We start from the raw sequence: 26,198 nt of genomic DNA, 5'->3' as shown, positions 1-26,198 counted from the left end.
GGTGGTTTTTCCACGTGGTCTTCAACTGCGCGTGGCGATACTTCCGCACATGACGCACAAGACACTTCGACGCACGTTGATCCACGGCTACTGCGGAGAGTTCCGCGTGGAAACGATGGAAAGTCAGGCCCCTGGACAGACGCAGTGGTCGTCGACGGCGTTCGTGTATCACCGCGACCACCCTTCGCCGATCGCCACCATCGAAGGCGCGGGGCAGGGCGAATACCGCGGCGATGCGCGCGAGCAGGCGCTGCGTGTGGGCTCCTGTCTCGCCGAGTTTCTGGATCCGAAGGAATACCGGCCCTGAGGCCTGGCGTCGGCACTGTGGCGTCAGGCTTTGCTGGACCGTTTCTGTGCTGTTAAAACGCGCCACCGCGTCGTGCACTGGTGAATCGCTGGAAACGAAAGAAGCAGCGATTGCCGCGCGGGGACACCGGCGCGGCTTGCGATCAGCGCACCGTAGGCCTGGCAGCGCGGGTGCGCTTACCACGTGCCGCCGCTGATGCCGCTGATGATGAGCTGCCGTTCTTATTCGTGTGCCATTGCACTGGCAGACACGCTCGTATTTTCGAACCGGCGGCCACGTGATACATGCCCAACTGATGCAACGCGCAGCATCGCCTACGTAGACATGATCTCGCGCAGCGCCTCACCAGCCGGCCGGCCTGGATAGCCGCGTATGCTGGCGTCCCATGCAGATGAAGGAACGGCGATGACGACGCGATGCTTGTGGTTGGCCCTGGCACTGGCACTGGCACTGACAATGGCCGCAGTCGCGCCGTGCACCGCAGCGACGACACTGCCTGCCGCTGCGTCCAGGTTGCTGCCTGCCGGGCAGACGGTCATCGGCCTTGCCGAGTCGGATCTGACCGGGGATGGGCAGCCGGATTATGTGGTGGCCCTGCGCGCCAAGGCAGAAGATGCGCGCAAGACAAACAGCGACCCGGCGCCGGCGCGGACCCTGCTGGTGTTGGTGGCGACCGCCGACGGCGGCTTTGTGGTTGCCGGGCGCAATACGCGGGTGATCTTCAAGGCCGACGAGGGCGGGCAATGCGATCCGTTTCTGGATGGCGAACAAGGCCTGGTGGCGAAGGGCGCCTACTTCACCGTGCAAAATGGCGTGGCCTGCGGCCAGCACTGGACCGACTACATCACCTTCCGCTACGACCGTGTGCGCGGCGAGTTCTTGTTTCATAAGCGCGTGCTGGAAAGCTGGGAGATGAATACCGACAACGCGCCCGATGCCGATGCGATGCGCATGAGCGAGCATAAGGAGATCAAGGCCGATCCGCGCAAGCCGATTGCACTGTCTGCTTATACGCCTGCACTCGCGTGACGCGGCAGGGCGATCAGCCGCCTGCCGGCCACCAGTTGTCCATGTTGCGCCGGTAGACGAACAGGCGCGGCGCCTTGGCCACCTGGGCTGCGGCCTGGCGGTCGCCGGCGACCAACGAAAACCCGATGTCCGCCAGCATGCGCGAGAGCGCGTTGGCGTTGCCGCGGCCCGGGTCGCTGATGACGATCTCGCACGAGGGCCTGGCCAGCGCGGGAATGAGGCTGGCTAACATGGTGGCGTGGCGGGTTTCGTACAGCACGTCGCTGGCGATGATCATGTCGAACTGGCCCATGTTCAGCGCGCCGGCGTCCCAGTCGAGCCGGCGATACGGCACCGAGTCCAGGGAGTTGAGTGCGGCGTTGTACGCCAGGAACACCTCTGCCAGCGGGTGATGATCGCTGGCGACCACGTCGGCGCCGCGCCGGCGCAACACCAGGCTGGCCAGCCCCAGGCCGCAGCCGAGTTCGAGAATGCGCTTGCCTTCGATCGGGCGCGTGGCCATGGCTTCGGCCAGTAGCTGGCCGGCAGGCCAGACCTGCCCGAACAGGCTCCACTGCGCCGAGGAGATGCCGGCATCGGCCGCACTCTCGTCCGGATCGGCGTATTGCTGTTTATCGGCAAGTGCGCGGATGACGTAGGTCAGTTGCCCGAAGGTCAACTCGTGAATCTGGGTCTGGTAGCCCGGCATGGTGGCATCGCATGATTGCCAGAGCCTGCGCTGGCTGGAAAGACGCGCGCAACGGCGCCAGAACGGCCGAATGAAGCGCAAGAGCTGCTTGCTGCCTGCGCATGCTACGGCAAAACGACCGATGCACCTGCCTGCCACTGCTCGCCCGCCGTGCCTTCATTAGCCTGCTTTCAGCAAGCGACGGCGCAGGCAATGGCGCACAGCGGCGCGCTTGCAAGCAAGCCGGTGCCTGCCGCTATGGTCGCCGCATTCCACAGGCAGGGTGCGGCGATGAAGAACTGGATATTCCTGGCAATCGCGATCTGCGCAGAGGTCACCGCCACGGCGGCGCTCAAATCGAGCGAAGGCTTCACGCGCATGTGGCCATCGCTGCTCACCGTGCTGGGCTACGGCATTTCGTTCTATTTCCTGGCACTGACGCTGCGGGTGATCCCGGTCGGCATCGCCTACGCCATGTGGTCGGGCGCAGGCATCGTGTTGATTTCGCTGGTGGCCTGGGCCGTGCACGGACAACGGCTGGATGCGCCGGCGCTGCTAGGCATGGGGCTGATCGTGGCCGGTGCGGTGGTCATCAACGTGTTTTCCAAGGTGGCGCCGCATTAGCGCGTGCTGCCTCCCGCGTGCCGGGTTGCATCGGCGGGCGCGGCCGTACGGGAAAGGCTCATGGATGTGAGGGATCAACTCACCGGCCCCAACTAGACTATCGCCACGGGAATGGCCCCGCGGAGAACATCACTTGAACGATACCCGTCACGGAGAGCTGCGGGCGCCTCATATCAGCGAATCTCGCAGCCTGCCTGTGGAGAAGCATCGCTCGGATATCTTTTTTGCCGCGGTGGAAACTACGCGGATGCCGATGACGGTCACCGACCCGCACCTGCCCGACAATCCGATCGTGTTCGCCAACCGGGCGTTCCTGGAAATGACCGGGTATTCGTCCGAGGAGATCATCGGCAACAACTGCCGTTTCCTGCAGGGCCCGGAAACCGATCAGGCCAGCGTGCAGGACGTGCGCGAGTCCATCGAGCAACGCCGCGAATTCGCCACCGAGGTGCTGAATTACCGCAAGGATGGTTCCTCGTTCTGGAACGCGCTGTTCGTCTCGCCGGTGTTCGACGAGCAAGGCAACCTGGTCTACTTCTTCGGTTCGCAGCTGGACGTGAGTCGTCGCCGCGATGCCGAGGACGCCTTGCGCCAGGCGCAGAAGATGGAAGCGCTGGGGCAGTTGACCGGCGGCATCGCGCACGATTTCAACAATCTGCTGCAGGTGATGTCCGGGCATCTGGAAGTGATCCAGATGATGGTCTCCGGCGATGCCGCCAGGAACGCCGAACGCATCGCCTTCAGCGCCGAACATGCCGCAACGGCCGCGGCCAAGGCGGCCACCCTGACCCAGCAATTGCTGGCGTTTTCGCGCAAGCAGAAATTGCGGGGGCGGGTAGTCAATCTCAATGGCCTGGTGTCGGGCATGAACAACATGGCCGAGCGCACGCTGGGGGGCGGCATCAGCCTGCGGCAGTCGCTGGAAGAGGGGCTGTGGAACTGCCAGATCGACACCACCCAGGCCGAAGTGGCACTGTTGAACGTGCTGATCAATGCGCGCGATGCGATGGCGCAGTCCGAGCGCAAGGAAGTGACCGTGCAGACCCAGAACGTGGAAATCACCAGCCACGATCTGGCCATGCACCACCAGTTGGCGCCGGGTCGCTATGTGAGCATTGCCGTCAGCGACACGGGCTTGGGCATGCCGCCGGAGGTGGCCAGCCGCGTCATGGAGCCGTTCTTTACCACCAAGGACGAGGGGCAGGGCACAGGCCTGGGTCTGTCGATGGTGTACGGCTTCGTCAAGCAGTCCGGCGGCACCGTGCGCATCTACAGCGAAGTGGGCGAAGGCACCACGGTGCGGTTGTATTTCCCCGCATCCAACGAGTTCGAGAACGACCTGCAGGCCGTCAAGAGCCGTGCCATCGACAAGGGCGGCAGCGAAACCATCCTGGTGGTGGAAGACAAGCAGGACGTGGCGGTGGTGGCCAGGATGTTCCTGGAAAACGCCGGTTACCGCATTCTCTCTGCAGCCAGCGGGCGCGAGGCGATCGAGTTACTCGAGCAGCATGCGGAAGTGGATGCGCTGTTCACCGATCTGATCATGCCCGGCGGCATGAATGGCGTGGTGCTGGCCCGCGAGGCGCGGCGCATGCTGCCCAGAATCAAGGTTCTGCTGACCACCGGCTATGCCGACGCCAGCATTCAGCGCACCGACGTGGGCGGCGCGGAGTTCGACGTGGTCAACAAACCGTATACGCAGAAGGAGCTGCTCAAGCGGATCCGCATGCTGCTGGACGGGCCGACCGGTGTCGGTTGAGGCGCACGCATCCGGGCAGTGCGATGCCCGGATGTCGCCTGCAGATGGTCGCTGCGATCGTGTAGCGGGGGCTGCGCTGCAGGTCTATCCTGCGCTGCGCTCTTTTTGTCCTGTCTAAAGCCGCGGCCAGCAGTGCCCGGCCCGAAGTAAGTGTCGCGCAGGACCTGGACGGCATGCGTGATGCACGCCGATCCCGGTCACAGGCCGCGCCTGTCCGGCAGTGAGCGCAGTGGTCTGTTGGCCGCGCTGAATCCTGACGTGCTTACTCTTCGCTCATCGGCGCGACATAGCCATCCGGCTTGTCGGCATTGCGTTCGAACAGGAACTTCTGCAATTCGGCTTCGAGAAATGCGCGGTGCTTGGGGTCGCGCGGAGAGAGCCGGTTTTCGTTGATCAGCATGGTCTGATGCGCCAGCCAGGCTTGCCATGCGCTCTTGCCGATCTGCGCGAACACGCGCTGGCCGAGCTCGCCGGGATACGGCACAAAATCCAGGCCTTCGGTGTCGCATTGCTGGTACTGGCAGAACACGGTGCGGGACATGCGGATTCCTTTGAGTGCGCGCCTAGAGGGCGTCGAGCAGTTTGCGGATCGGCGCCGGCAAGCCCAGCGATGCGAGATCGGCGCGGGCGACCCAGCGCAGGTCGTCATTGTCGCGTACCGCCGGGCGCAGTGCGACCTTGCCGAGGCGCAAGGGCTGCAGATGCAGTCGGTAATGGCTGAAGGTGTGCACGATCAGCGGCAGTTCGTCGGCGCGGTCGTAGTTGCCATCGATGTGTTTGTCGAACCATGCGCGCATGCCGCTGTCGGTCTCGGCCTGCGGCAGCGTCCACAGCGAGGCCCAGATGCCGGTCGGCGGGCGGCGCTGCAGCAGGATCTGCCTGTCTGCGTTTTCCAGCAGCAAGGCGGTGGCTTCGCGCTCGGGCAACGCCTTGCCGGGCTTGGGCGTGGGCAGTGCGTCCACCAGGCCATCGCGGCGCGCCACGCAATCGTCCTGCAGCGGGCACAGCACGCAGGCCGGTCTGGCGCGCGTGCATAGCGTGGCGCCGAAATCCATCTGCGCCTGGGTGTAGTCGGCCAGGCGGCCGGCCGGCACCTGCGCCACATGCGTCGTCGCCAGTTGCCATAACTGCTTTTCGATCGCCGGCAGGCCGGGGTAGCCGGCAATGCCGTGGAAGCGCGTCAGCACACGTTTGACGTTGCCGTCCATGATCGCGAAGCGGTCGTTCCAGGCCTGGCTGAGGATCGCGCCGGCGGTGCTGCGGCCGATGCCGGGCAACGCCAGCAAGGCATCGAAATCGCGTGGCAGCTCGCCATCGTGCAGGGCGACGCATTGCCGGGCTGCGGCATGCAGGTTGCGTGCGCGTGCGTAGTAGCCCAACCCGGCCCAGTGCGCCATCACGGTGTCGTTGTCGGCTGCGGCCAGGTCGGCCAGGGTGGGAAAGCTGGCGACGAACTTGTGGAAATACGGAATGACCACCGCAACCTGGGTCTGCTGCAGCATGATTTCCGACAGCCACACGCGGTAGGGCGCGCGCGGGTGCTGCCAGGGCAGGTCGTGGCGGCCGTGGCCGTCGAACCAGTGCAGCAGGCGGTCGACGAAGGCGTCAGCGGTGGCAGTGGCGTGATCGGCTGGCATGGGGTCTGCTGGCGAAGGAGGGCGATGACGGCGGGCGGATGACGCCCGGCTGTGCGCGTATGGCGGTAGGCCGATCAGTGCAGCGGAAACGCAAGTCCAACCCGGCATTGGTCGCAGAAGAAGCCTTCATCGCCAGGCCAGTGCGGTGCGGCCGGTGCATGGTAATGAACCAACGCTGCATTGCGCCGCGCCTGCTTGCGCAATGCCGCCGGCAACGGCTGGGAGAACTCCAGGACACATGTGGCGCGCGACCAGTCGCCGGACACTCCCCGTAGCGTGCAGCCTGTCTGCAGCGCCTGCGCGCACAGCGCTTGCAGATGCGGGCAGGCCTCTGCCACTCAGCTGCCCAGGGCTTCCGGCAGCAGGGCATCGACGAAGGCGACCGGGTCGAACACGCGCAGGTCTTCCGGGCGTTCGCCGATGCCGGCGAAGCGGATCGGGATATTGAACTCGCGCGCCAGTGCGAACACCACGCCGCCCTTGGCGGTGCCATCGAGCTTGGTCACGACCAGGCCGGTGACGCCGACCGCGGCATGGAACTGGCGCAGCTGCGAGATGGCGTTCTGGCCGGTGGTGCCGTCGATGACCATCAGCACCTCGTGCGGTGCGGCGGCATCGATCTTGCCGAGCACGCGGCGGATCTTGCCCAGTTCGTTCATCAGCCCGGTCTGGGTGTGCAGGCGGCCGGCGGTGTCGGCGATCAACACCTCGGTGCCGCGCGCCTTGGCGGCCTGCAGCGCGTCGAACGCCACCGAGGCGGCATCGGCATTCTGCCCCTGTGCGATCACGGCCACGCCGTTGCGATCACCCCAGGCCTGCAGCTGCGCCACCGCCGCGGCGCGGAAGGTGTCGCCGGCGGCCAGCATCAGGCTGTTGCCGTCGTCCTTGAAGCGCTTGGCCAGCTTGCCGATGGTGGTGGTCTTGCCGACGCCGTTGACGCCGACGGTGAGCACCACGAAGGGCTTGGCCGAGCGGTCGATGACCAGCGGTTTGGAAACCGGCTGCAGCAGCGCGATCAGATCGGCGCGCAAGGCCTTGAACATCGCCTGCGCATCGGCGAACTCGCGCGACTTCATGCGCTTGCGCAGCCCTTCGACCAGGGCGGTGGTCGCGCCGATGCCGACGTCGGCGGTGATCAGCGCGGTTTCGATCTCGTCGAGCAGATCGTCGTCGAGCTTGGGGTTGCGCGAGAACAGACCGCCGAAGCTGCGCGCGAAGCTGCTGTTGCGCAGACGGTCGCGCCAGCCCGGCTTGCCGGCCGGAGCGGCCGGTAGCGCATCGCGCTGGCCGTTGATGCTGTCGTTGTCGGAACTGGCCGGCACTGGGGCGCTGATCACGGCCGGGGCGACGACGCTGGGCGCGGCGGTGGGCAACGGGGCGACGGCCGGTTGCACTGTGGGCGCAGCTGTTGCGGCGGCAGGCGTCACGACAGCGGGTGTCACGACGGTAGGCGTGGCAGCAGGCGTTGCGGTCGACGGTACGACTGCGGGCGCGGCGCCTTGCGCAGGCGTGCCTGCCGGCTGCGCGGGTAGGCTGTGCGGCTGCACGACCACCGGAGGCGGTACCACTACCGTGGGAGCGTGCGGCGCGGCAGACGGAAGCGGGTCGGGCAGTGCCTGCAGGGCCTCAGGTGCCGGCGTGGCAGGCGGCGTGGGTGCGTTGGGGGCTGCGGCAACGCTCTGCGCCTGGCCAGTGCGCGCGGCGATGTCCTGGGCAAGCTGGTCGGCCGGTGCCGCGGAAGGCGGCGTTGCGGCTGGCGTCGGCGTTACCGCATGGCTACGCGCCGGTGCGGCAGGCGCGGGTGATGCTGGTGTGGCCGATGTGCCGGGTTCGGCAGTCGGCATTGCCTCGACCGGCGATGCCGGGGTGGCGGCAGACGGCGCGGTGGGGAATGCGGCTGCCAGTTCTTCCAGGCTATAGCGCGAGGTACGCGCGCTGTCGGGCGTGGTTGGCTTGTTACGGCGGAAAAAGCTGGCCATTGGCAACGCGGTAGGGGAAACCAGAAATTCTACCATCCGGGCCCAGGGTCGCCTTGACGCGACCTTCAGCGCGGCCCTGTCCGGGCCACCTCCTGCGCACCGCAATAGCGGTGCAACGACCCGCGCAAACCGCATCGCCGCGGCATCGCCAATGCTGCCGAATTCGGCATTTGTGCCAGTGGTGTGTCAGCGTGTGTTTGCGTGCCTATAACTGCCCTTTGAGCGCTCGGTAATCGCGCGGGGTCATGCCGACGGTTGCCTTGAACTGACGCGCGAATGCGCTCTGGTCGGCAAAGCCGCAGCGCTGCCCGATGCTGGCGATGCTGTCGTCGCCGTACAGCAGCCGCATCGCCGATTCGATCCGCAGCTTGGTCAGCAGTTGCTGCGGAGTCACCTGGAACACGCGGCGGAAGTGCCGTTCCAGCTGCGCCACCGACAGGCCGGCCAGGTCGGCCAGGCTCTGCACGCGCAGGTTGTCGCCGAAGTTGGCCTGCATGTGATCCATCACCTGGCTCAGGCGCTCGTACGCCGAGTGCCGGCTGTCGGGCTGGCCCAGATCGCGCGAAATGCCGACCACGCCAATCACTTCATTGGCCTCGCACAGCGGGCGCTTGAAGGTCAGGCACCAGCCGGGCAGGCGGTTGGGATACAGATGCACCTCCAACTGGTTGTCGATGAGCTCGCCACACAGCACGCGGCGGTCCTGCATCATGTAGCTTCCGCCCAGCGGCAGCGGGAACACTTCCAGTGGCGAGCGGCCGATGATTTCGCTGCGCAATTTGCGTCCGAGCCGGCGCACCAGCGTCAGGTTGCAATGGGTGTAGCGGCCCTCGCTGTCCTTGATGAAGAACACCACGTCCGGCAGCGCATCGAACAGCGTCTGCATTTCCAGCGCGGGAAGGTTGAGGTCCATCGGCGTCATGGTGGCGGTCACGATTGACGGCTGCACGAAAGGCGCGGCCCTGTATTGATCCTAGCGCAAACGCGGGGCTGTGAAGCGGGTTGTCGATTGTGCGGATTTCCGCATTTGCAACTCGCATTGGACGCTAGTCGTCCGCCAGCCGGCAGTGGGAGCATGAGCCATGCACACCATCGACGTCATCGACTCCCATACGGCCGGCGAACCTACCCGCGTGGTCCTCTCCGGCTTCCCCGATCTGGGCGATGGCGATCTGGCGCAATGCCGCGAGCGGTTTGGCCGCGATTTCGACCAGTGGCGCAGCGCGATCGCCTGCGAACCGCGCGGCTCGGACACCATGGTCGGCGCCTTGCTGCTGCCGGCCCGCGACCCCAGCGCCTGCACCGGGGTGATCTTCTTCAACAACGTTGGCTACCTGGGCATGTGCGGGCACGGCACCATCGGGGTGGTGCGTACGCTGGCCGAGCTGGGGCGCATCGCGCCGGGCCAGCACCGCATCGAGACGCCGGTCGGCACGGTCGGCGTGGAACTGGCCGAAGACGGCACGGTGTCGGTCGACAATGTCGACAGCTATCGCGTCGCGACCGAGGTGGACGTGGACGTGCCCGGTTACGGGCTGGTGCGTGGCGATGTGGCCTGGGGCGGCAACTGGTTCTTCATCACCGGGCAGGCGCCGTGTGCGCTGGACCTGGCGCATCAGCGCGAGCTGACTGCCTATACCGAGGCGATCCGGCTGGCGCTGGAAGCGGCCGGCATCACCGGCGAGGCCGGTGGCGAGATCGACCATATCGAAATCAACGGCAGCGCACCCGATGGCAGCGGCGTGGCGCGCAACTTCGTGCTGTGCCCGGGGCTGGCCTACGACCGTTCGCCGTGCGGCACCGGCACCAGCGCCAAGCTGGCCTGCCTGGCCGCCGACGGCAAGCTGGCCGAAGGCGAGCGCTGGGTACAGCAGGGCATTCTGGGCAGCGCCTTCGAAGGAAGCTATCGCCTCAGCGGGCGCGGCATTGCGCCACGCATCAGCGGGCATGCTTACATTACCGCGCGCGCGCAGCTGCTGATCGACCCGGCCGACCCGTTCGCCTGGGGCATCGTGGCCTGATGGACGAAGTGCGGCCCGCATCGGAGGGAGTTGGCAGCGCGCTGGCCGCCGATGCGGCGCCGTCGGCAGCGTCCACGCGGCGCAGCTACGACCTGATCGTGGTGGGCGCGGGCATCGTCGGCGCGGCCTGCGCCGAGGCGGCCGCGTGCGAAGGGCTGCGGGTGGCGATCGTCGAGCCGGGGCCGATCGGCGGCGGTTCCACCGCGGCGGCGATGGGGCACCTGGTGGCGATGGACGACGACCCGGCCGAGCTGGCGTTGTCGGCGTATTCGCTGCGGCTGTGGGAGCGCTTTGCACAACTGAGCGAGGCCGAATTCAGCCGCTGCGGCACGCTGTGGGTGGCCCGCGATGCGCGCGAACTGGCGGCGGTGCCGGCCAAGGTCGCGCGGCTGGCGGCGGCCGGCCTGCATGCCGACGCGATCGATGCCAGCCAGCTGTATGCACTGGAGCCGCAACTGGTGGCGGGCCTGGCCGGCGGCATGCGCGTGCCCGATGAGGCCGTGGTGTATCCGCCGCGGGTGGCGCGGCATCTGGTGAGCCTGGCCTGCAAGGCGGGCGCGCAGCTGTTTGCCGGCCGCAAGGTGGAGCAGTTGCAGGCGCAGGGCGTGCGTCTGGACGATGGCCAGCTGCTGGCCGGCCCGGTGCTGGTGGCCAGCGGGGTGGCCTTGCCGCAGTTGTTGCCCGAGCTGGCGCTGCGCCCGCGCAAGGGCCATCTGGTCATCACCGACCGGCATCCTGGCTTGATCCGGCATCAGCTACTGGAACTGGGCTATGCCGATTCGGCGCATGGCGCCGACGCCACCAGCGTGGCCTTCAATGTGCAGCCGCGGCCGACCGGGCAGATATTGATCGGCTCCTCGCGCCAGTTCGGCGAGCACGATCGCGCGCTGTCGCTGCCGGTATTGCAGCAGATGTTGCAGCGCGCATTCGCCTATCTGCCGGTGCTGCGCGAGTTGCAGGCGATCCGGGTATGGACCGGGCTGCGCCCGGCCACGCCGGACGGACGCCCGTATCTCGGGGCAGTGCCCGGCCGGCGCGATGTGTGGGTGGCCGCCGGTCACGAAGGGCTGGGTGTCACCACGGCGCTGGGGAGCGCCCGGGTGATCGTGGACAGCCTGCTTGGGCGCACCCCGGCCATCGACCCCAGCCCGTACGCTCCTGCGCGCGCCGTGCATGGTGCAGCCGCATGAGCGCGACGGTACGCCTGCACGTGGATGCGCAAGCGGTCGAGGTGCCGGCCGGCGCCAGCGTGGCCGCTGCGGTGGCGCAGGCGACGCTGCAGTTCCGGCAGTCGTGCAGCGGCCAGCCGCGCGCGCCGTTGTGCGGCATGGGCGTATGTTTCGAATGCAGGGTGCGCATCGACGGCATCGGTCAGCAACGCGCCTGCTTGGTGGATGCGCGCGACGGCATGCAGGTACGCACCGATGGTTGAGCGCGTGCAGCATTTCGATGTGCTGGTGATCGGCGCCGGCCCGGCCGGCCTGGCGGCAGCGCAGGCAGCGGCCAGTCATGGCGTGCGGGTGGGCGTGGTCGACTTGCAGCCGCGTGCCGGCGGGCAGGTGTGGCGCAACGATGTGCGGCACGGCGCGCCGGCCGATGCGCGCGCGCTGTTGCGGCAGGTGCAGGACGCGGCGTCGATCACGTTGCTGACGCAGACGCAGATCCTGCTGGCGCAGCCGGGCTGGCTGCTGGCCGATGGCCCGCACGGTTCCCTGCAACTGCATTACGCCGCCCTGGTGCTGGCCACCGGCGCGCGCGAATTGCTGCTGCCGTTTCCGGGCTGGACCCTGCCCGGTGTCACCGGCGCCGGTGCGGCGCAGGCGCTGGCCAAACAGGGCTGGCCGCTGGCCGGCAAGCGTGTGGTGGCCGCCGGCAGCGGCCCGCTGCTGCTGGCCAGTGCGGCCACCTTGCAACGGCATGGCGCGCAGGTGCTTGGCATCCACGAACAGACATCAGCGGCCGCGTTGCGGCAGTTTGCGCTGCAGTTGTGGCGCTGGCCGGGCAAGGCAGCGCAGGCGGTGGCGTTGCGCCTGCAATTGCGCGCGGTGGCGTATCGCGCCGGCAGCTTTGTCGTTGCCGCACATGGCGACACGCAACTGCGCGAAATCGAGATCGAAGGGCGGGCCGGCCGCACGCGTGTTGCCTGCGACCAGCTGGCGGTTGGCTATGGCCTGGTGCCGAACACCGAGCTCGCACAGCTGCTCGGTTGCCGGCTGGACGCGTACGGCGCGCATCAACAGGTGCATGTGGACGCACTGCTGCGCACCAGCGTGCGGCAGGTCTTTGCAGCGGGCGAGGCCTGCGGCATCGGTGGACGCGATTGCGCGCTGATCGAAGGCGCGATGGCCGGGCACATGGCTGCCGACGCGCCGGACGCGGCGCTGCGCCTGCAGCCGCGGCGACGTGCCGCGCGTGCGTTCGCCGAGGTGCTGCAACAGCAGTTCGCTCTTGATCCACGCATCCGCGCGCTGGCACAGCCCGACACGCTGGTGTGCCGCTGCGAAGACGTGCCGCTGGGCGCGCTGGACAACTTCAACGATGCACGCGATGCCAAGCTCGCTTCGCGCTGCGGCATGGGCGCCTGTCAGGGCCGCATCTGCGGCACCGCGCTCGCCGAGCTTGGGCGCTGCCCGCCCGCGCTTTCCACCGACGCCGGCCGCCGGCCGCCGTTGTTCCCGGTCCGCCTCGCGGCGCTGGCCGACCCGTTCACTTCCGACTCGCAAGGGAATCATCCATGAGTATTGCTGCGTTCTGGCATGGCGTGCTGCCGGCCATCACCACCCCGTTCACCGCCTCCGGCGAGATCGATCACGACTTCCTCGCCAAGCACGCCAATCAACTGGCCGACGCCGGCTGCACCGCGATCGTGCCGCTGGGCTCGCTGGGCGAAGCAGCCACCCTGAGCGTGGACGACAAGCTGGCCGTGCTCAAGACGCTGGTTAGCGCATTGAACGGCCGCGTGCCGGTGGTGCCGGGCATCGCCAGCCTGGCGACCGGTGAGGCGGTGGTGCTGGCCAAGGCGGCCAAGGACCTCGGTTGCGGCGGGCTGATGGTGTTGCCGCCCTACGTCTACTCCACCGACTGGCGCGAGATGGGCGCGCATGTGCGCGCGGTGATCGCCGCCACCGACCTGCCGGTGATCCTGTACAACAACCCTGTGGCCTACAAGACCGATTTCGGCCCGGCGCAGATCGCCGAGCTGGCCGCCGAATTCCCCAACCTGCAGGCAGTGAAGGAATCCTCGGGCGACGTGCGCCGCTTCGCCGCGCTGCAGGAGCTGCTGGGCGATCGTCTGGCGCTGCTGGTGGGCATGGACGATGCCATCGTCGAAGGCCTGAGCATGGGTGCCAAGGGCTGGATCGCCGGCCTGGTCAACGCCTACCCGAAGGAATCGGTGCGCCTGTTCGAACTCGCGCGCGACGGTGGCTATCCGGCGGCGAAGGAACTCTACGACTGGTTCCTGCCGCTGTTGCGCCTGGATACCGTGCCCAAGTTCGTGCAGTTGATCAAACTGGTGCAGGAAAAGGTCGGCCTGGGCAGCGAGCGCGTGCGCGCGCCGCGCCTGGTGGTCGACGGTGCCGAGCGCGAGGCCGCGCTCAAGGTCATCGACCACGCCATCGCCACTGCGCCCAAACTGTCCTGACGATGAGTTCGCGCCGCACGCCACCGGATGAGCGCCGCGCACGGATGCACGCGCGGACGCGGTGGCCGGCGTAGCGCGAGGTGGGTCGATGAGGATGTCGCATCAGCGCGGCATCCTCGTCGTTTTCTGGTCGGCCGCTGCCGCACAGTGCGCAGGGTCTGTCCTCATGCAACCGAAGGTGCCGCAATGAACGAGACGCTCCAATCCCCGCCCACACAGCAGGCCGAGGTATTGCTGGCCGGCCGGTGGCAACCCAGCCGCGCGGCGAGCGCCAGCTTCCGTGCCGCCGACCCGAGCACGGGTGAGGCGATCGGGCCGCAGTTTCCGGTCAGCGGTGCGGAGGATGTCGAAACCGCGATTGCGGCAGCGCAAGCGGTCGCAGCGGAACTTGCGGCAGCACCGGTCGAGAAGATTGCGGCGTTTCTGGACGCCTACGCCGACGCACTGGACGCCGATGCCGACACCCTGGTGGCGCTTGCCCACGCAGAAACCGCACTGCCGGCGCCCACACGCTTGCGTGGCAACGAGCTGCCACGCACCAGCGGGCAGTTGCGTCAGGCCGCCCAGGCGGTGCGCAGCTATAGCTGGACCCAACCCATCATCGATACCGCTGCCGATCTGCGTTCGCATCTGGCGCCACTCGGCAAGCCGGTGGTGGTGTTTGGCCCGAACAATTTCCCGTTCGCCTTCAATGCGATTGCCGGCAGCGATTTCGCCTCGGCCATTGCCGCGCGCAACCCGGTGATCGCCAAGGCGCATCCGCTGCATCCGGCCACCAGCCAGCGCATGGCGCAGCTTGCGCACACAGCCTTGCTTGCGGCGGGCCTGCCGGCTGCGGCGGTGCAGTTGCTGTATCACTTTGACAACGCCACTGGCCTGCGGCTGGCCGGCGATGCGCGGCTGGGGGCGATCGGCTTCACCGGCAGCCGTGCGGGCGGGCTGGCGCTGAAGTCCGCCGCCGATGCGGCCGGCGTGCCGTTCTATGCCGAGCTGTCCAGCGTCAACCCGGTGTTCCTGCTGCCGGGCGCACTGGCCGAACGCGGCGCCGCGCTGGCGCAGGAATTCTTCTCCTCGTGCACGCTGGGCAGCGGCCAGTTCTGCACCAATCCCGGGGTGGTGGTAGTGCCACAGGGCGAGGCCGGCGATGCGTTCGTGGCCGCGACCACGGCGCATTTCGAGGCCGCCATGCCGATGGTGTTGTTTTCCAGTGCAGGCGTGGAAGGCGTGCAACACGGTGTGGCAGCGCTGCGCGCTGCCGGCGCCGCGCTGCTTGCCGGCGGGCATACCGGCGAAGACGGCTATCGCTACGCGCCGACCTTGTTGAGCGTGGATGCGCAGGCGTTCCTCACCAGCCCGCATGCGTTGCAGACCGAGGCCTTCGGCCCGGTGAGCCTGCTGGTGCGTGCACGCGACGTGGCGCAGATGACGCAAATCGCCGCTGCATTCGAAGGCAACCTCACCGGCACCTTGTACCGCGCGGCCGATGGCAGCGACGATGCGGCCTGGCAGGCCATCGCCCCGGTGCTGCGGGCGCGGGTGGGGCGCTTGATCAACAGCAAGATGCCGACCGGCGTGGCGGTGAGCGCGGCGCAGAATCATGGCGGGCCGTTCCCCAGCACCGGGCACCCGGGCTTCACCGCGGTGGGCATGCCCGGTTCGATCCGCCGCTTCGCCGCCTTGCACAGCTACGACGCGGTGCCGGACGCCCTGCTGCCAGCCGACTTGCGCCAGCGCAATCCGGGTGGCGTGGCGCGCCTGGTCGATGGGCAATGGAGCACCGCCGACTTTGGAGCCGGCGCATGAGCAGCCAGATCGGCGGGCTGTCGCTGGAACAGGCGCGCGCGCAATTGACGCCGTGGACGCAGCGCGCCGCGCCGATCGCCGCGCAGGAATACGCACAGCGTATCGAACGCGCACGCCGCCTGATGCGCGCGCACGGCGTGGATGCGTTGTTGATCGGCGCCGGCACCTCGCTGCGCTATTTCACCGGCGTGCCCTGGGGCGCGAGCGAGCGCCTGGTCGCGCTGCTGCTCACGCTGGACGGCGACCCGGTGCTGATCTGCCCCGCGTTCGAAGAAGGCTCACTGGATGCGGTGCTGAAGATCGCGGTCGCCAAACATCTGTGGGAAGAACACGAGGACCCGTACGTGCTGGTGGTGCAGGTGATGGACGACCGCCACGCGCATGCGCTGGCGCTGGATCCGGGCATCGCCTTTGCCGTGCACACCGGCCTGCGTGCACACCTGGGCACGGCGATCCGCGATGCCGCGGCCATCATCGACGGCTGCCGCATGTGCAAGTCACCGGCCGAGCTGGCGCTGATGCAGCAGGCCTGCGACATGACCTTGCTGGTGCAGCGGCTGGCCGCCGGCATCGCGCAGGAAGGCATCGGTACCGACCAGTTGGTGCGCTTCATCGACGAGGCGCATCGCGCGCTGGGTGCCGACAACGGCTCGACCTTCTGCATCGTGCAGTTCGGCCATGCCACCGCGTTTCCGCACGGCATTCCCGGCGTGCAGCACCTGCGTGCAGGCGAGCTGGTGCTGATCGACACCGGCTGCACCGTGCAGGGCTATCACTCCGATATCACCCGCACCTGGATCTACGGCATGCCCGACGACGCGCAACGGCGCATCTGGGACCTGGAACAGGCGGCGCAGGCAGCCGCGTTTGCGGCGATCCGCCCCGGGCTCGCCTGCGAAGCGGTGGACCAGGCCGCGCGCAGCGTGCTGGAGGCGGCAGGGCTGGGGCCGGACTACCGCTTGCCGGGATTGCCGCACCGCACCGGCCATGGCTGCGGCCTGGCGATCCATGAAGCGCCGTATCTGGTGCGCGGCAATGCGCAGCCGCTGCAGCCGGGCATGTGCGCCAGCAACGAGCCGATGATCGTGGTGCCCGGTGCGTTCGGGGTGCGCCTGGAAGACCACTTTTACGTCACCGATACCGGCGCGCAGTGGTTTACGCCGCCGTCGACGGCGATCGACCAACCGTTTGCATGAGCCGGCCCAGGCTCACGCACGCGTAGGAGCGCGCCCGGGCGCGACGGGCAGTCCCGATAAAGCCGTCGCGCTCAGGCGCGCTCCTACAGCCGCCATTGCATCTTGGAGTAACTGCATGAACCACCTGCGTCCCGTCGCCATCGGCCTGCTGGCCGCCGCTTTGTTCACTGCCTGCAAGCCGGCGCCGCCGGCAGCGGAGACGGCAGCTGCGGCCACGCCTGCGCCAACCAGCGAACAGGCCGCCAAGGCCTTCGATGCGTTGCTGGACCAGCAATGGCAGTACCAGTTGCAGCACAACCCGGAGTTCGCCAGCATCATCGGCGACAAGCGGTACAACGATCGTTGGAGCGACTACTCGCTCGAGGCCGTGCAGGCCGAACGCACCGCCACTGCCGAGCTGCTCAAGCAATTCGAAGCGATCGACAGCAAGACGCTGGACGAACAGCGCCAGCTCAGCCTGCAGATGATGCTCGGCCAGTTGCGCGACAAGCTGGAAGGCATCGACCTGAAGACCTATGCGATGCCGCTGGAGCCGATCGGTGGCATCCAGCTGGGGCTGGCCGGTTACGGCGATGCATTTCCGTTCGAGAACGCCAAGGATTATCAGGACTACATCAAGCGCCTGCAGACGATTCCGACGGTGATCGACCAGGTGATCGCGGTGTCGCGGCAGGGCGCCAAGGAGGGGCTGGTGCAGCCGCGTTATCTGCTGGAGCGCCTGCCCGAGCAGATCGATAAGATCGCCGCGCTGACCGGCGAGCAGAGCCCGTTCGCCTCGCCGCTGAAAAAACTCGATGCCGCAGTGCCGGCTGACCAGCGCGCTGCGCTGCGCACGCAGTTGCTGGCCGCGATCGAGCAGCAGGTGCGCCCGGCCTACGCCAAGCTGGCCGCGTTCGTGCGCGACGAATACGCCGCGCAAGGGAGCGCGCAGGAAGGTCTGTGGTCGCTGCCCGATGGCGAACGCCGCTATCGCTATGCCATCCATACCCAGACCACCACCGACATGGCGCCGGAGGAGATCCATCAGATCGGCCTGAAGGAAGTGGCGCGCATCGAAGGCGAGATGACAGTGATCGCCAAGGCGCAGGGCTTTGCCGACCTGGCCAGCTTCCGCAAGGCGGTGGATACCGACAAGCGCCACTTCGCCAGCTCCGGCGAGCAGATCCTGCAGCAGTACCGCGATTACATCGCCGCGATGGAACCCGAGTTGCCCAAGCTGTTCGGCCATTTGCCGAAGACGCCGCTGGAAGTGCAGGCGATGCCGGCATTCCGGCGCAGCGCGCCCGGCGCCGAATACTGGCAGAGCAATCCGGAAGGCACCAAGCCGGCCATCGTCAAGGTCAACACCAGCGACTTCGCCAGCCGCACGCTGGTCAATATCGAAACCACCGCCTATCACGAGGGCGTGCCGGGCCATCACCTGCAGATCTCGCTCGCCCAGACGCTGCCATTGCCGCCGTTCCGGCAGCAGGCCGGCTACAACGCCTATATCGAAGGCTGGGCGCTGTACGCCGAGCGCCTGGGCAAGGAGATCGGTTTCTTCAAGGACCCGTACAACGACTACGGCCGGCTGTCCGGCGAGCTGTTGCGCGCCAATCGCCTGGTGCTCGACACCGGCGTGCATTACAAGCGCTGGAACCGCCAGCAGATGGTGGATTTCTTCCACGCGCATCCGTCCGATGACGAGCCCAGCATCCAGTCCGAAACCGATCGCTATATCGTCTGGCCGGGCCAGGCCCTCGGCTACAAGCTGGGGCAGCTGCAGATTCTTGCGCTGCGTGCGGAGGCGGAAAAAGAACTCGGCGATCGCTTCGATGTGCGCGCCTTCCACGATGCGGTGCTCGGCGGCGGCGCAATGCCGCTGGCGATGTTGCAGCAGCGCGTGCGCCAGTGGATCGCGCAGGCCAAGGCGGCGCCGGAGGCACGCGGATGAAGACCAGCAGCGTCTGGCGCGCGAGCGCATTGAGTGTATTGATTGCAGCCACTCTGGGCGGTACCGTGTCGCAAGCACAGGCCGCAGCACCTGCACCCGCAGCAAGCACGCAGGACAGTGCAGCGGCACGCTTCAAGGCGCTGTACACGCGCGAATGGCGCTGGCGGCAGGCGCAGCTGTCCGGCGCGGTGGATGAAGACAACCAGGCCACCCAGGACAGGCAGTCCGACCATCTGCCCAAGGTCGATGTGGCCACGCAAAACCTGCGCACTGCGTACTGGCAACAGGCGTTGAAGGAGCTGGATGCAATTCCGGCAACGCAGTTGCCGGCCGAAGATCAGGTGAGCTACCAGGTGTACCGGCAGCAGTTGCTGGTGCTGCTGGATCAGCAGCATTTTCGCGCCTGGGAAATGCCGTTCAACAGCGACTCGGCGTTCTGGAGCGACCTGGGTTTCAGCGCCGAGGCCAAGCTGCGTACGCGCGAGGACTACCAGCGCTATCTGAAGATGCTCGCCGATATCCCGCGCTATTTCGCCGAGCACACCGACAATATGCGTGCCGGCCTGGCGCGCGGTTTCAGCCAGCCCCGGGTGACCCTGACCGGGCGCGACCAGTCCATCGCCGACGTGGTGCAGGCCAAGGGCGAGGCCAATCCGTTCTACGCACCGTTCAAGCAGATGCCGGCCACGCTGCCTGCCGATGTGCAGGCGCAATTGCGCCAGCAGGCAGTGCAGACCATCGATACGCAGGTGCTGCCGGCCTACGCGAAGCTGCTGGACTTCATCCGCAACGAGTACCAGCCGCGCGCGCGCACCACGCTGGCCGGCGAGGCCTTGCCGGACGGGCAGGCGTATTACCGCGCGCAGATCCGCGAGTTCACCACGCTGGAGTTGAGTCCGGAGCAGATCCACCAGATCGGTTTGCAGGAAGTGGCCGGGCTGCGCACGCAGATGGATCAGACCATCGCTGCCAGCGGCTTCAAGGCGCCGGCCGGGCAGGCAGTGTTTCCGGCCTTCCTGCAGTTCCTGCGCAGCGACCCGCAGTTCTATGCCAAGACGCCGGAACAGTTGCTCAAGCAGGCCGCCTGGATCGCCAAGCGCGTGGACGCCAAGGTGGGCGATTACATCGGCCGGCTGCCGCGCCGACGCTTCGCGATCGAGCCGGTACCGCCGGAGCTGGCGCCGTTCTACACCGGCGGGCGCGGTGGCCCGGGTATCTATCTGGTCAACACCTACAACCTGCCGTCGCGGCCGCTGTACAACCTGACCGCACTGACGCTGCACGAGTCCTCGCCCGGCCACGCGCTGCAGATGCCGCTGGCGGCAGAGGCACAGGGGCTGCCGGAGTTTCGCCGCTACGCCTACATCTCTGCCTATGGCGAAGGCTGGGCCCTGTATTCGGAGTACCTGGGCCAGGAAATGGGCATGTACGACACGCCCTATGACCGCTTCGGCTATCTCACCTACCAGATGTGGCGCGCCTGCCGCCTGGTGATCGACACCGGCATCCACCACAAGGGCTGGACGCGCGCGCAGGCGCAGGCCTATCTGCGCGACAACACCGCCTTGAGCGAGCACGAAGTCACCACCGAGGTGGACCGCTACATCGCCTGGCCGGGGCAGGCGTTGTCGTATTACCTGGGCGAGCTGAAGATCCTGGAGCTGCGGCGCAAGGCCGAAGCCGCCCTGGGCGAAAAATTCGACCTGCGCCATTTCCATGATGCGGTGCTGCAGACCGGCTCGGTGCCATTGCCGGTGCTGGAAGCGCGCATCGACCGCTTCATCGCCGACGGTGGTGTCTCGCCGTATGCCGCCGAAGATGCTGCCGGGTCGGCGGCAGCAGAGGCCAAGGCCGCTGCCAGCGACTGATCCAGTACATCACCAGCCGACGTTCTTCGCTACACCAACCGCGTATCCACGCTTCGGGGCGACCAATGACCACACACGGTGCGACCACGCAAGGCAAGTTCCACAAGCGACTCAGCCTGACCGACCTGACCTTTATCGGGCTGGGTTCGATCTTCGGCTCGGGCTGGTTGTTCTCTGCCAGCCATGTCTCTTCCATCGCGGGGCCGGCCGGCATCCTGTCGTGGATCCTTGGCGGCATCGCGGTGTTGCTGCTCGGCCTGGTGTATTGCGAACTCGGCGCCGCGCTGCCACGCGCCGGTGGCGTGGTGCGCTACCCGGAGTATTCGCATGGCGCCTTGCTCGGCTCGTTGACCGGCTTCATCACCCTGATCGCATTTTCCAGCCTGATCGCGATCGAGGTGGAAGCGGCGCGCCAGTATGCGGCGGCGTGGTTCCCGCTGCTCAACCAACCCGGCGGCAGCCATCCCAGCGTGTTGGGCTGGCTGGTGCAACTGGCCCTGCTGGTGCTGTTCTTCCTGCTCAACTATTTCAGCGTCAAGACCTTTGCGTTGGCCAACAACATCGTCAGCATCTTCAAGTTCCTGGTGCCGATCCTGGTGATCGTGCTGCTGATGAAGCACTTCAACCCGGGCAACCTGAGCGTGCACGGGTTTGCGCCCTCGGGCATGGCCGGGGTGGAAGCGGCGATCTCTGCCGGTGGCATCATCTTTGCCTACCTGGGCCTGACCCCGATCGTGTCGGTGGCCAGCGAGGTGCGCGATCCGCAGCGCAATATTCCGATCGCCCTGATCCTGTCGGTGGCCTTGTCCACGGTGATCTACGTGCTGCTGCAGCTGGCATTCCTGGGCAGCATTCCGGCCGCGCAACTGGCACCGGGTTGGAGCGGCATCGACAAGGTGTTTGCCTTGCCGTACCACGACATCGCGCTGGCGTTGGGGATGGCGTGGCTGGCTGCACTGGTGATCTGCGATGCGATGGTCTCGCCCAGCGGCACCGGCAACATCTACATGAATGCCACCCCGCGCGTGGTGTACGGCTGGGCGCGCAGCGGCGGGTTCTTGCCGGTGCTGACGCGGGTGGATCCGCAATCGGGCATCCCGCGTCCGGCATTGTGGTTGAGCCTGGGCTTGTCGATCTTCTGGACGCTGCCGTTCCCCTCGTGGGAGACCCTGATCGGCGTGGTGTCGGCGGCCCTGGTGCTGAGCTACGCGGTGGCGCCGGTGACGGTGGCGGCGTTGCGCCGCAGTGCGCCGGACTTGCCGCGGCCGTTCCGTGTCCGTGGCCTTGCCGTGCTGGGTCCGCTGTCGTTCATCGTCGCCGCCTTGATCGTCTACTGGTCGACCTGGCCCACCTTGTCGTGGTTGCTCGGCCTGCAGGTGGTCGCGTTCGTGCTGTATGTGCTGTATCGCCTGCCATCGCGCCAGGGCAGGGCACGCCTGCTGCGCCAGGTGCGCGCATCGCTGTGGTTGATCGTGTTCTTCGTGCTGGTGATGGCGGTGTCCTGGGCCGGCACGTTCGGCGGTCACGGCTGGATCGCGCATCCGTTCGACACCTTGAGCGTGGCGGTGATTGCATTCTTCATCTATCACTGGGGCGCGCGCAGCGGCTTGCGCGGCGATGAGCTGGCGTTGGAGGAGGACGATGGCGAGTGAGCTGCGCCGCAGCGCGGGTGCATCGCGCTGGTTGCGTGGCTGCTTGAACGGGGTGGCTGCGTGCATCGTGTTGCTGTCGACGGCGGCACAGGCCGCGCCCAGTGTGGCCGACTACCAACGCGCGCTGGGCTTGCGCGCGCAATGGAGCACGCTGACCGAGAACGTGGCCTGGCCGGCGCAATGGCAGGACAACGGCACGTTCTACTACCGCAAGACGGTGCCGGGCGGATTCGCCTTCGTTCGTATGGATGTCGCCACGCTGCAGAAAACGCCGGCGTTCGACCAGCTGCGCGTGGCGCAGGCATTGAGTGCAGCGACCGGCACACCCTACACTGCGTTGCAGTTGCCGTTCGAGCGCTTTGCCTATGCGCCGGACGGCGAGCGCAGCGACGGAGCGATTCGCTTCGCGCTTGGCGAAGCGCCCTGGCGTTGCAGCCTGACGGACGACCGCTGCGCCCGCGATGACGCCGCTGCACAGCAGCGTCCACGCGGCTTCGGTGTGGTGCGCGACCCTGCGGTGCCAGCCGACAACACGCCGCGCCGTTCGCCCGATGGCCGCTGGGAAGCGCTCGCCGATGGCTGGAACCTGCTGCTGCGTCGCGTCGCCGATGGGCAGCTGATCCGGCTCAGCGACGATGGCCGCGCAGACGATTACTTCGACCCGGAGAGCATCGCCTGGTCGCCGGATTCGCAGCGGCTGGCGGTGTATCGCGTGCGTCCCGGGTTGGCCCGCCGCGTCACCCGTGTGGAAGCGGCGCCTGCAGGCGGCGGCCAGCCGCGCGTGCGCACCCAGCTGTACCCCAAGCCCGGCGATGCGGTGGATGTGGAGCGGCCGGTGCTGTTTGCCGTGGACGGCACACGCCGCGAGGTGGACACTGCCTTGTTCGCCAATCCGTATGCGCTGTCGCCGCTGCAGTGGCGCAGCGATGGCCACAGCGTGAGCTTCGACTACGTGCAACGCGGCTTTCAGCGCATGTGGGTGATCGCGGTGGATGCGCAGAGCGGTCGCGCGCACGTGGCGGTCGGCGAGGATGCGCGCACCTTCGTCTACGCCGACTGCAGCTTTCGCCATGACGTGGATGGGCGCGGCGACGATTTGCTGTGGATCTCCGAGCGCGACGGCTGGCGGCATCTGTACCTGGTCGATGGCCGCAGCGGCAGTTTCAAGCGGCAGCTCACGCGCGGGCCGTGGATCGTGCGCGATGTGCTGCGCGTGGACGACGCGCAGCGGCGCATCTGGTTCACCGCCAGCGGCATGGATGCGGGCAAGGACCCGTACTACCGGCAGCTGTACAGCGTGGATTTCGACGGCCGCCAGTTGACCCGGCTGACCCACAGCGATGCCGATCATGATGTGGCGATCGCTGACGACGGCCGGCATTACGTCGATGTCTATTCGCGCCCGGACCTGCCGCCGGTGATGGAGCTGCACGCCATCGATGGCCGGCTGCTGCAGCAGGTGGAGCAGGGCAAGATCGACAAATTGCTGGCCGCCGGCTGGCGCGCGCCGGAGACCTTCGTGGCCAAGGGCCGCGATGGCCGCACCGACATCTGGGGCATGGTGGTGCGCCCGCGTGATTACGACCCGCACAAGAAGTATCCGGTAATCGAGAACATCTACGCCGGCCCGCACGACTCCTTCGTGCCGAAGACGTTCTGGCCGTTTGGCTATCACTCCGGTGGCGACAAGCAGATCGGCATGCAGGCGCAGGCGGATCTGGGCTTTATTGTGGTGATGATCGACGGCATGGGCACCGCCAACCGCTCCAAGGCCTTCCATGATGTGGCGTGGAAGAACCTGGGCGATTCCGGCTTTGCCGATCGCATCGCCTGGCATCGCGCGTTGGCCGCCAGGGACCCTTCCTACGACATCGGCCGGGTCGGCATCTATGGCGCCTCGGCCGGCGGGCAGAGCACGCTGGGCGCGCTCGAACGCCATCCGGACTTCTACAAGGTGGGCGTGGCGTTCGCCGGTTGCTACGACAACCGCATGGACAAGATCAGCTGGAACGAGCAGTGGATGGGCTGGCCGGTGGATGCCGGTTATGCGCAGGCCTCGGGCGTGGTCAATGCGGCCAAGTTGCAGGGCGACCTGCTGCTGATCGTCGGCGAGCAGGATAGCAATGTGGACCCGGCCTCCACCGCGCAGGTGGTCGATGCGCTGATCAAGGCCGGCAAGGACTTCGAGCTGCTCAACCTGCCTGGTGGCGAGCATTCGGTAGGCCGCTCCAGCGGGCCAATCGACTATGTGCAGCGTCGCCAGTACGACTTCTTCGTGCGCCATCTGCGCGACGAACCCACGCCGCATTGGAATTCACTACCGTCGGAGGCGCGATGATGCGTTTGCTTGCCCTGAAGATGCCGCGGCCGCGCGGCCGCATCGCAGCCCTGCTGTGGTCGCTGGCGATGTTGGCCGGTTGCGTGCCATTGCTGGCCAGCGCGGAAGAACTGCCGCGCTTCGTTACCCAGAACGGCCGCCATGCGCTGTTCGTCGATGGCGCGCCATACACCGTGCTGGCCGCGCAGCTGCACAATTCCAGCGCCTGGCCGGCGGTGCTGCCCAAGGCGCTGGACGAGGTGGTCGCGCTGCATGCCAATATGGTGGAGGCGCCAGTGTACTGGGAGCAGTTCGAGCCGGCGCCCGGGCGCTTCGATACCACCAACGTGGATGCCTTGATTGCCGGCGCGCGCAAGCGCAGCCTGCGCGTGGCCCTGCTGTGGTTCGGCAGCTGGAAGAACGGCCAGATGCATTACGTGCCGGAGTGGATCAAGCGCGACGACGCCACTTACCCGCGCATGCGCGATGCCAATGGCGAACCGGTGGATGTGCTGTCGCCGCATGTGGCCGCCAACGTGCAGGCCGATGTGCGTGCCTTTACCGCATTGATGCAGCACCTGCGCAAGGTCGATGGCGACCGCCACACGGTGATCCTGGTACAGGTGGAAAACGAGCCCGGCGCAATCGGCACGGTGCGCGACCATGGCCCGGCCGGCGAGGCGGCGTTCGCGCAGCCGGTGCCTGCCGCGATCGCGCAAAAACTCGGCAAACCGCAGGGCAGCTGGCAGCAGCTGTTCGGTGCCGAAGCGGCCGAAGCCTTCAATGCACATGCGACGGCGGCGTATATCGAACAGGTGGCCGCCGCCGGCAAGCGCGCGTATCCGCTGCCGCTCTACGTCAACACCTGGCTGCGCTACAAGGGCAAGCGTTACCCGGGCATGGATTATCCGTCCGGCGGTGCGACGGTGAATGTGTTCGCGCTGTGGCGCGCGGCTACGCCGTCGATCGACTTCATCGGTACCGATATCTATACCAACGACTACAACGAGTACACCAAAGTCATCGGCCAGTACGCGCGGCCGGACAACCCGGCCTGGGTCTCGGAGACCGGCTTCGAAGCGGCCACCGCGCCGTATCTGTTCCATGTGCTGGGGCAGGGCGGGATCGGCTTTTCGGTGTTCGGCATGGATGGCAACCAGGACAGCCAGGCCAACCGCGACGCGATCGCTGCGCACGCCGCCAACTTCAAGCTGCTGGCGCCGCTGCAGCGCCTGATCGCCCAGGCCGCCTTCGATGGCCGGCTGCAGGCGGTGGCCGAACAGCCCGGCGCGCCGCAACGCACGCTGCGCTTTGGCGACTGGCAGGCCCGGGTGTCGTTCGGTGCGCCGATGTGGGGCGATGCGCCGGCGATCCTGCCCGGCAACGACGACCATGCCGGCCGGCTGCTGGTGGCGCAGTTGGGTCCGGAGGAGTTCCTGGTCATCGGCATGGCCACGCGGATTGAATTTTTCCGCGAGGCGGCCGATACCCGTCATGGACAACTGTTGCGGGTGGAGCAGGGGCGGTACGTGGACGGGCGCTGGCAGGTCGAAAGACAGCTCAACGGCGACCAGACCGACTACGGGCTCAACTTCGGACGGGTGGATGCGGCGGGCGAGGTGCCGGTGGTGTTGCGTGTGCGGGTAGGCACCTATTGAGCCTGCGTGAGGCGACTGCGCAGCCGTGAGGTGGGCGTGATCGGAATCGGTGGGTGGGACACGTCATTGCGGTTCCTGTTAGCTGGTTCCACCTTGTGAGACACG

General features: G+C 67.2%; 22 protein-coding genes. 16 read left to right on the top strand and 6 right to left on the bottom strand.

All coding sequences use genetic code 11. From position 1 onward, the window contains the following. The first annotated feature begins 49 nt into the window (after nt 1–49). Complete coding sequence (locus AC1PLA_RS13020) at nt 50–307, top strand: hypothetical protein (protein ID WP_024937906.1); 258 nt, start codon at nt 50–52, stop codon at nt 305–307. Nucleotides 308–763: 456 nt separating this feature from the next. Further along, a complete protein-coding gene (locus AC1PLA_RS13015; protein WP_481106197.1) occupies nt 764–1,336 on the top strand; it encodes a hypothetical protein in 573 nt (190 codons plus the stop codon). 13 nt (nt 1,337–1,349) lie between these two features. Here the strand turns inward: AC1PLA_RS13015 and AC1PLA_RS13010 are convergent, their stop codons facing one another. Together AC1PLA_RS13010 and AC1PLA_RS13005 are read right to left on the bottom strand one after the other, a co-directional pair. Then, the gene (locus AC1PLA_RS13010) at nt 1,350–2,024 is read right to left on the bottom strand and encodes a class I SAM-dependent methyltransferase (RefSeq protein ID WP_024937904.1); all 675 of its coding nucleotides are present in this window, start codon (nt 2,022–2,024) and stop codon (nt 1,350–1,352) included. A 170-nt stretch (nt 2,025–2,194) separates the two neighbouring features. Continuing rightward, entirely contained in the window at nt 2,195–2,383 is a 189-nt protein-coding gene (locus tag AC1PLA_RS13005; RefSeq protein ID WP_481106251.1) for a hypothetical protein, read from the bottom strand. On the opposite strand from AC1PLA_RS13005, the gene AC1PLA_RS13000 reads away from it, so the two are divergent. Both AC1PLA_RS13000 and AC1PLA_RS12995 read left to right on the top strand, forming a co-directional pair. Then, nucleotides 2,295–2,627: an SMR family transporter gene (locus AC1PLA_RS13000; protein WP_039523025.1), complete on the top strand. Its 333-nt coding sequence runs from the start codon at nt 2,295–2,297 to the stop codon at nt 2,625–2,627. The genes AC1PLA_RS13005 and AC1PLA_RS13000 overlap by 89 nt on opposite strands. A 133-nt stretch (nt 2,628–2,760) precedes the next feature. Further along, on the top strand, nt 2,761–4,386 hold the full coding sequence (locus AC1PLA_RS12995; protein ID WP_481104694.1) for a hybrid sensor histidine kinase/response regulator: 1,626 nt from the start codon (nt 2,761–2,763) through the stop codon (nt 4,384–4,386). 262 nt (nt 4,387–4,648) lie between these two features. On the opposite strand, the gene AC1PLA_RS12990 is transcribed toward AC1PLA_RS12995, so the two are convergent. The 4 genes from AC1PLA_RS12990 to AC1PLA_RS12975 form a co-directional block, all read right to left on the bottom strand. Continuing rightward, on the bottom strand, nt 4,649–4,927 hold the full coding sequence (locus AC1PLA_RS12990) for an oxidative damage protection protein (RefSeq protein ID WP_016902008.1): 279 nt from the start codon (nt 4,925–4,927) through the stop codon (nt 4,649–4,651). Nucleotides 4,928–4,949: 22 nt separating this feature from the next. After that, nucleotides 4,950–6,023, bottom strand: coding sequence for an A/G-specific adenine glycosylase (gene mutY / locus AC1PLA_RS12985; protein ID WP_481104693.1), 1,074 nt, complete (start codon nt 6,021–6,023; stop codon nt 4,950–4,952). A gap of 338 nt (nt 6,024–6,361) precedes the next feature. After that, on the bottom strand, nt 6,362–8,002 hold the full coding sequence (gene ftsY / locus AC1PLA_RS12980; RefSeq protein ID WP_481104692.1) for a signal recognition particle-docking protein FtsY: 1,641 nt from the start codon (nt 8,000–8,002) through the stop codon (nt 6,362–6,364). A gap of 205 nt (nt 8,003–8,207) precedes the next feature. Continuing rightward, nucleotides 8,208–8,924, bottom strand: coding sequence for an AraC family transcriptional regulator (locus AC1PLA_RS12975; RefSeq protein WP_024937898.1), 717 nt, complete (start codon nt 8,922–8,924; stop codon nt 8,208–8,210). A 160-nt stretch (nt 8,925–9,084) separates the two neighbouring features. Between AC1PLA_RS12975 and AC1PLA_RS12970 the strand changes: the two genes are divergently transcribed. The 12 genes from AC1PLA_RS12970 (at nt 9,085) to AC1PLA_RS12915 (ending at nt 26,093) form a co-directional block, all read left to right on the top strand. Then, a complete protein-coding gene (locus AC1PLA_RS12970; protein WP_481104691.1) occupies nt 9,085–10,023 on the top strand; it encodes a proline racemase family protein in 939 nt (312 codons plus the stop codon). Then, nucleotides 10,023–11,213 carry an NAD(P)/FAD-dependent oxidoreductase gene (locus tag AC1PLA_RS12965; protein WP_481104690.1) on the top strand — a complete coding sequence of 397 codons (1,191 nt, stop codon included), beginning with the start codon at nt 10,023–10,025 and terminating at the stop codon, nt 11,211–11,213. The genes AC1PLA_RS12970 and AC1PLA_RS12965 overlap by 1 nt, the downstream gene beginning before the upstream one ends. After that, complete coding sequence (locus tag AC1PLA_RS12960) at nt 11,210–11,455, top strand: 2Fe-2S iron-sulfur cluster-binding protein (RefSeq protein WP_024937895.1); 246 nt, start codon at nt 11,210–11,212, stop codon at nt 11,453–11,455. The genes AC1PLA_RS12965 and AC1PLA_RS12960 overlap by 4 nt, the downstream gene beginning before the upstream one ends. Next, the gene (locus tag AC1PLA_RS12955; RefSeq protein WP_481104689.1) at nt 11,448–12,761 is read left to right on the top strand and encodes an FAD-dependent oxidoreductase; all 1,314 of its coding nucleotides are present in this window, start codon (nt 11,448–11,450) and stop codon (nt 12,759–12,761) included. The genes AC1PLA_RS12960 and AC1PLA_RS12955 overlap by 8 nt, the downstream gene beginning before the upstream one ends. Continuing rightward, nucleotides 12,758–13,666 carry a dihydrodipicolinate synthase family protein gene (locus AC1PLA_RS12950; protein ID WP_349779283.1) on the top strand — a complete coding sequence of 303 codons (909 nt, stop codon included), beginning with the start codon at nt 12,758–12,760 and terminating at the stop codon, nt 13,664–13,666. Before AC1PLA_RS12955 ends, AC1PLA_RS12950 begins: the two co-directional genes overlap by 4 nt. Nucleotides 13,667–13,852: 186 nt before the next feature. Beyond that, a complete protein-coding gene (locus tag AC1PLA_RS12945; protein WP_481104688.1) occupies nt 13,853–15,469 on the top strand; it encodes an aldehyde dehydrogenase family protein in 1,617 nt (538 codons plus the stop codon). Continuing rightward, nucleotides 15,466–16,665: a M24 family metallopeptidase gene (locus AC1PLA_RS12940; protein WP_481104687.1), complete on the top strand. Its 1,200-nt coding sequence runs from the start codon at nt 15,466–15,468 to the stop codon at nt 16,663–16,665. The genes AC1PLA_RS12945 and AC1PLA_RS12940 overlap by 4 nt, the downstream gene beginning before the upstream one ends. Before the next feature lie 115 nt (nt 16,666–16,780). Next, a complete protein-coding gene (locus tag AC1PLA_RS12935) occupies nt 16,781–18,598 on the top strand; it encodes a DUF885 domain-containing protein (RefSeq protein WP_481104686.1) in 1,818 nt (605 codons plus the stop codon). Beyond that, nucleotides 18,595–20,466, top strand: a complete 1,872-nt coding sequence (locus AC1PLA_RS12930; RefSeq protein ID WP_481104685.1) for a DUF885 domain-containing protein — start codon at nt 18,595–18,597, stop codon at nt 20,464–20,466. The genes AC1PLA_RS12935 and AC1PLA_RS12930 overlap by 4 nt, the downstream gene beginning before the upstream one ends. A gap of 65 nt (nt 20,467–20,531) precedes the next feature. After that, nucleotides 20,532–22,118, top strand: coding sequence for an APC family permease (locus AC1PLA_RS12925; protein WP_481104684.1), 1,587 nt, complete (start codon nt 20,532–20,534; stop codon nt 22,116–22,118). Next, nucleotides 22,108–24,456: a S9 family peptidase gene (locus AC1PLA_RS12920; protein ID WP_481104683.1), complete on the top strand. Its 2,349-nt coding sequence runs from the start codon at nt 22,108–22,110 to the stop codon at nt 24,454–24,456. The genes AC1PLA_RS12925 and AC1PLA_RS12920 overlap by 11 nt, the downstream gene beginning before the upstream one ends. Then, a complete protein-coding gene (locus tag AC1PLA_RS12915; RefSeq protein ID WP_481104682.1) occupies nt 24,453–26,093 on the top strand; it encodes a DUF5597 domain-containing protein in 1,641 nt (546 codons plus the stop codon). The genes AC1PLA_RS12920 and AC1PLA_RS12915 overlap by 4 nt, the downstream gene beginning before the upstream one ends. Nucleotides 26,094–26,198: the final 105 nt, after the last annotated feature.

It is taken from the genome of Xanthomonas sp. NCPPB 1826, from assembly GCF_056725285.1.
This window is presented reverse-complemented; position numbering and strand designations above follow the sequence as displayed.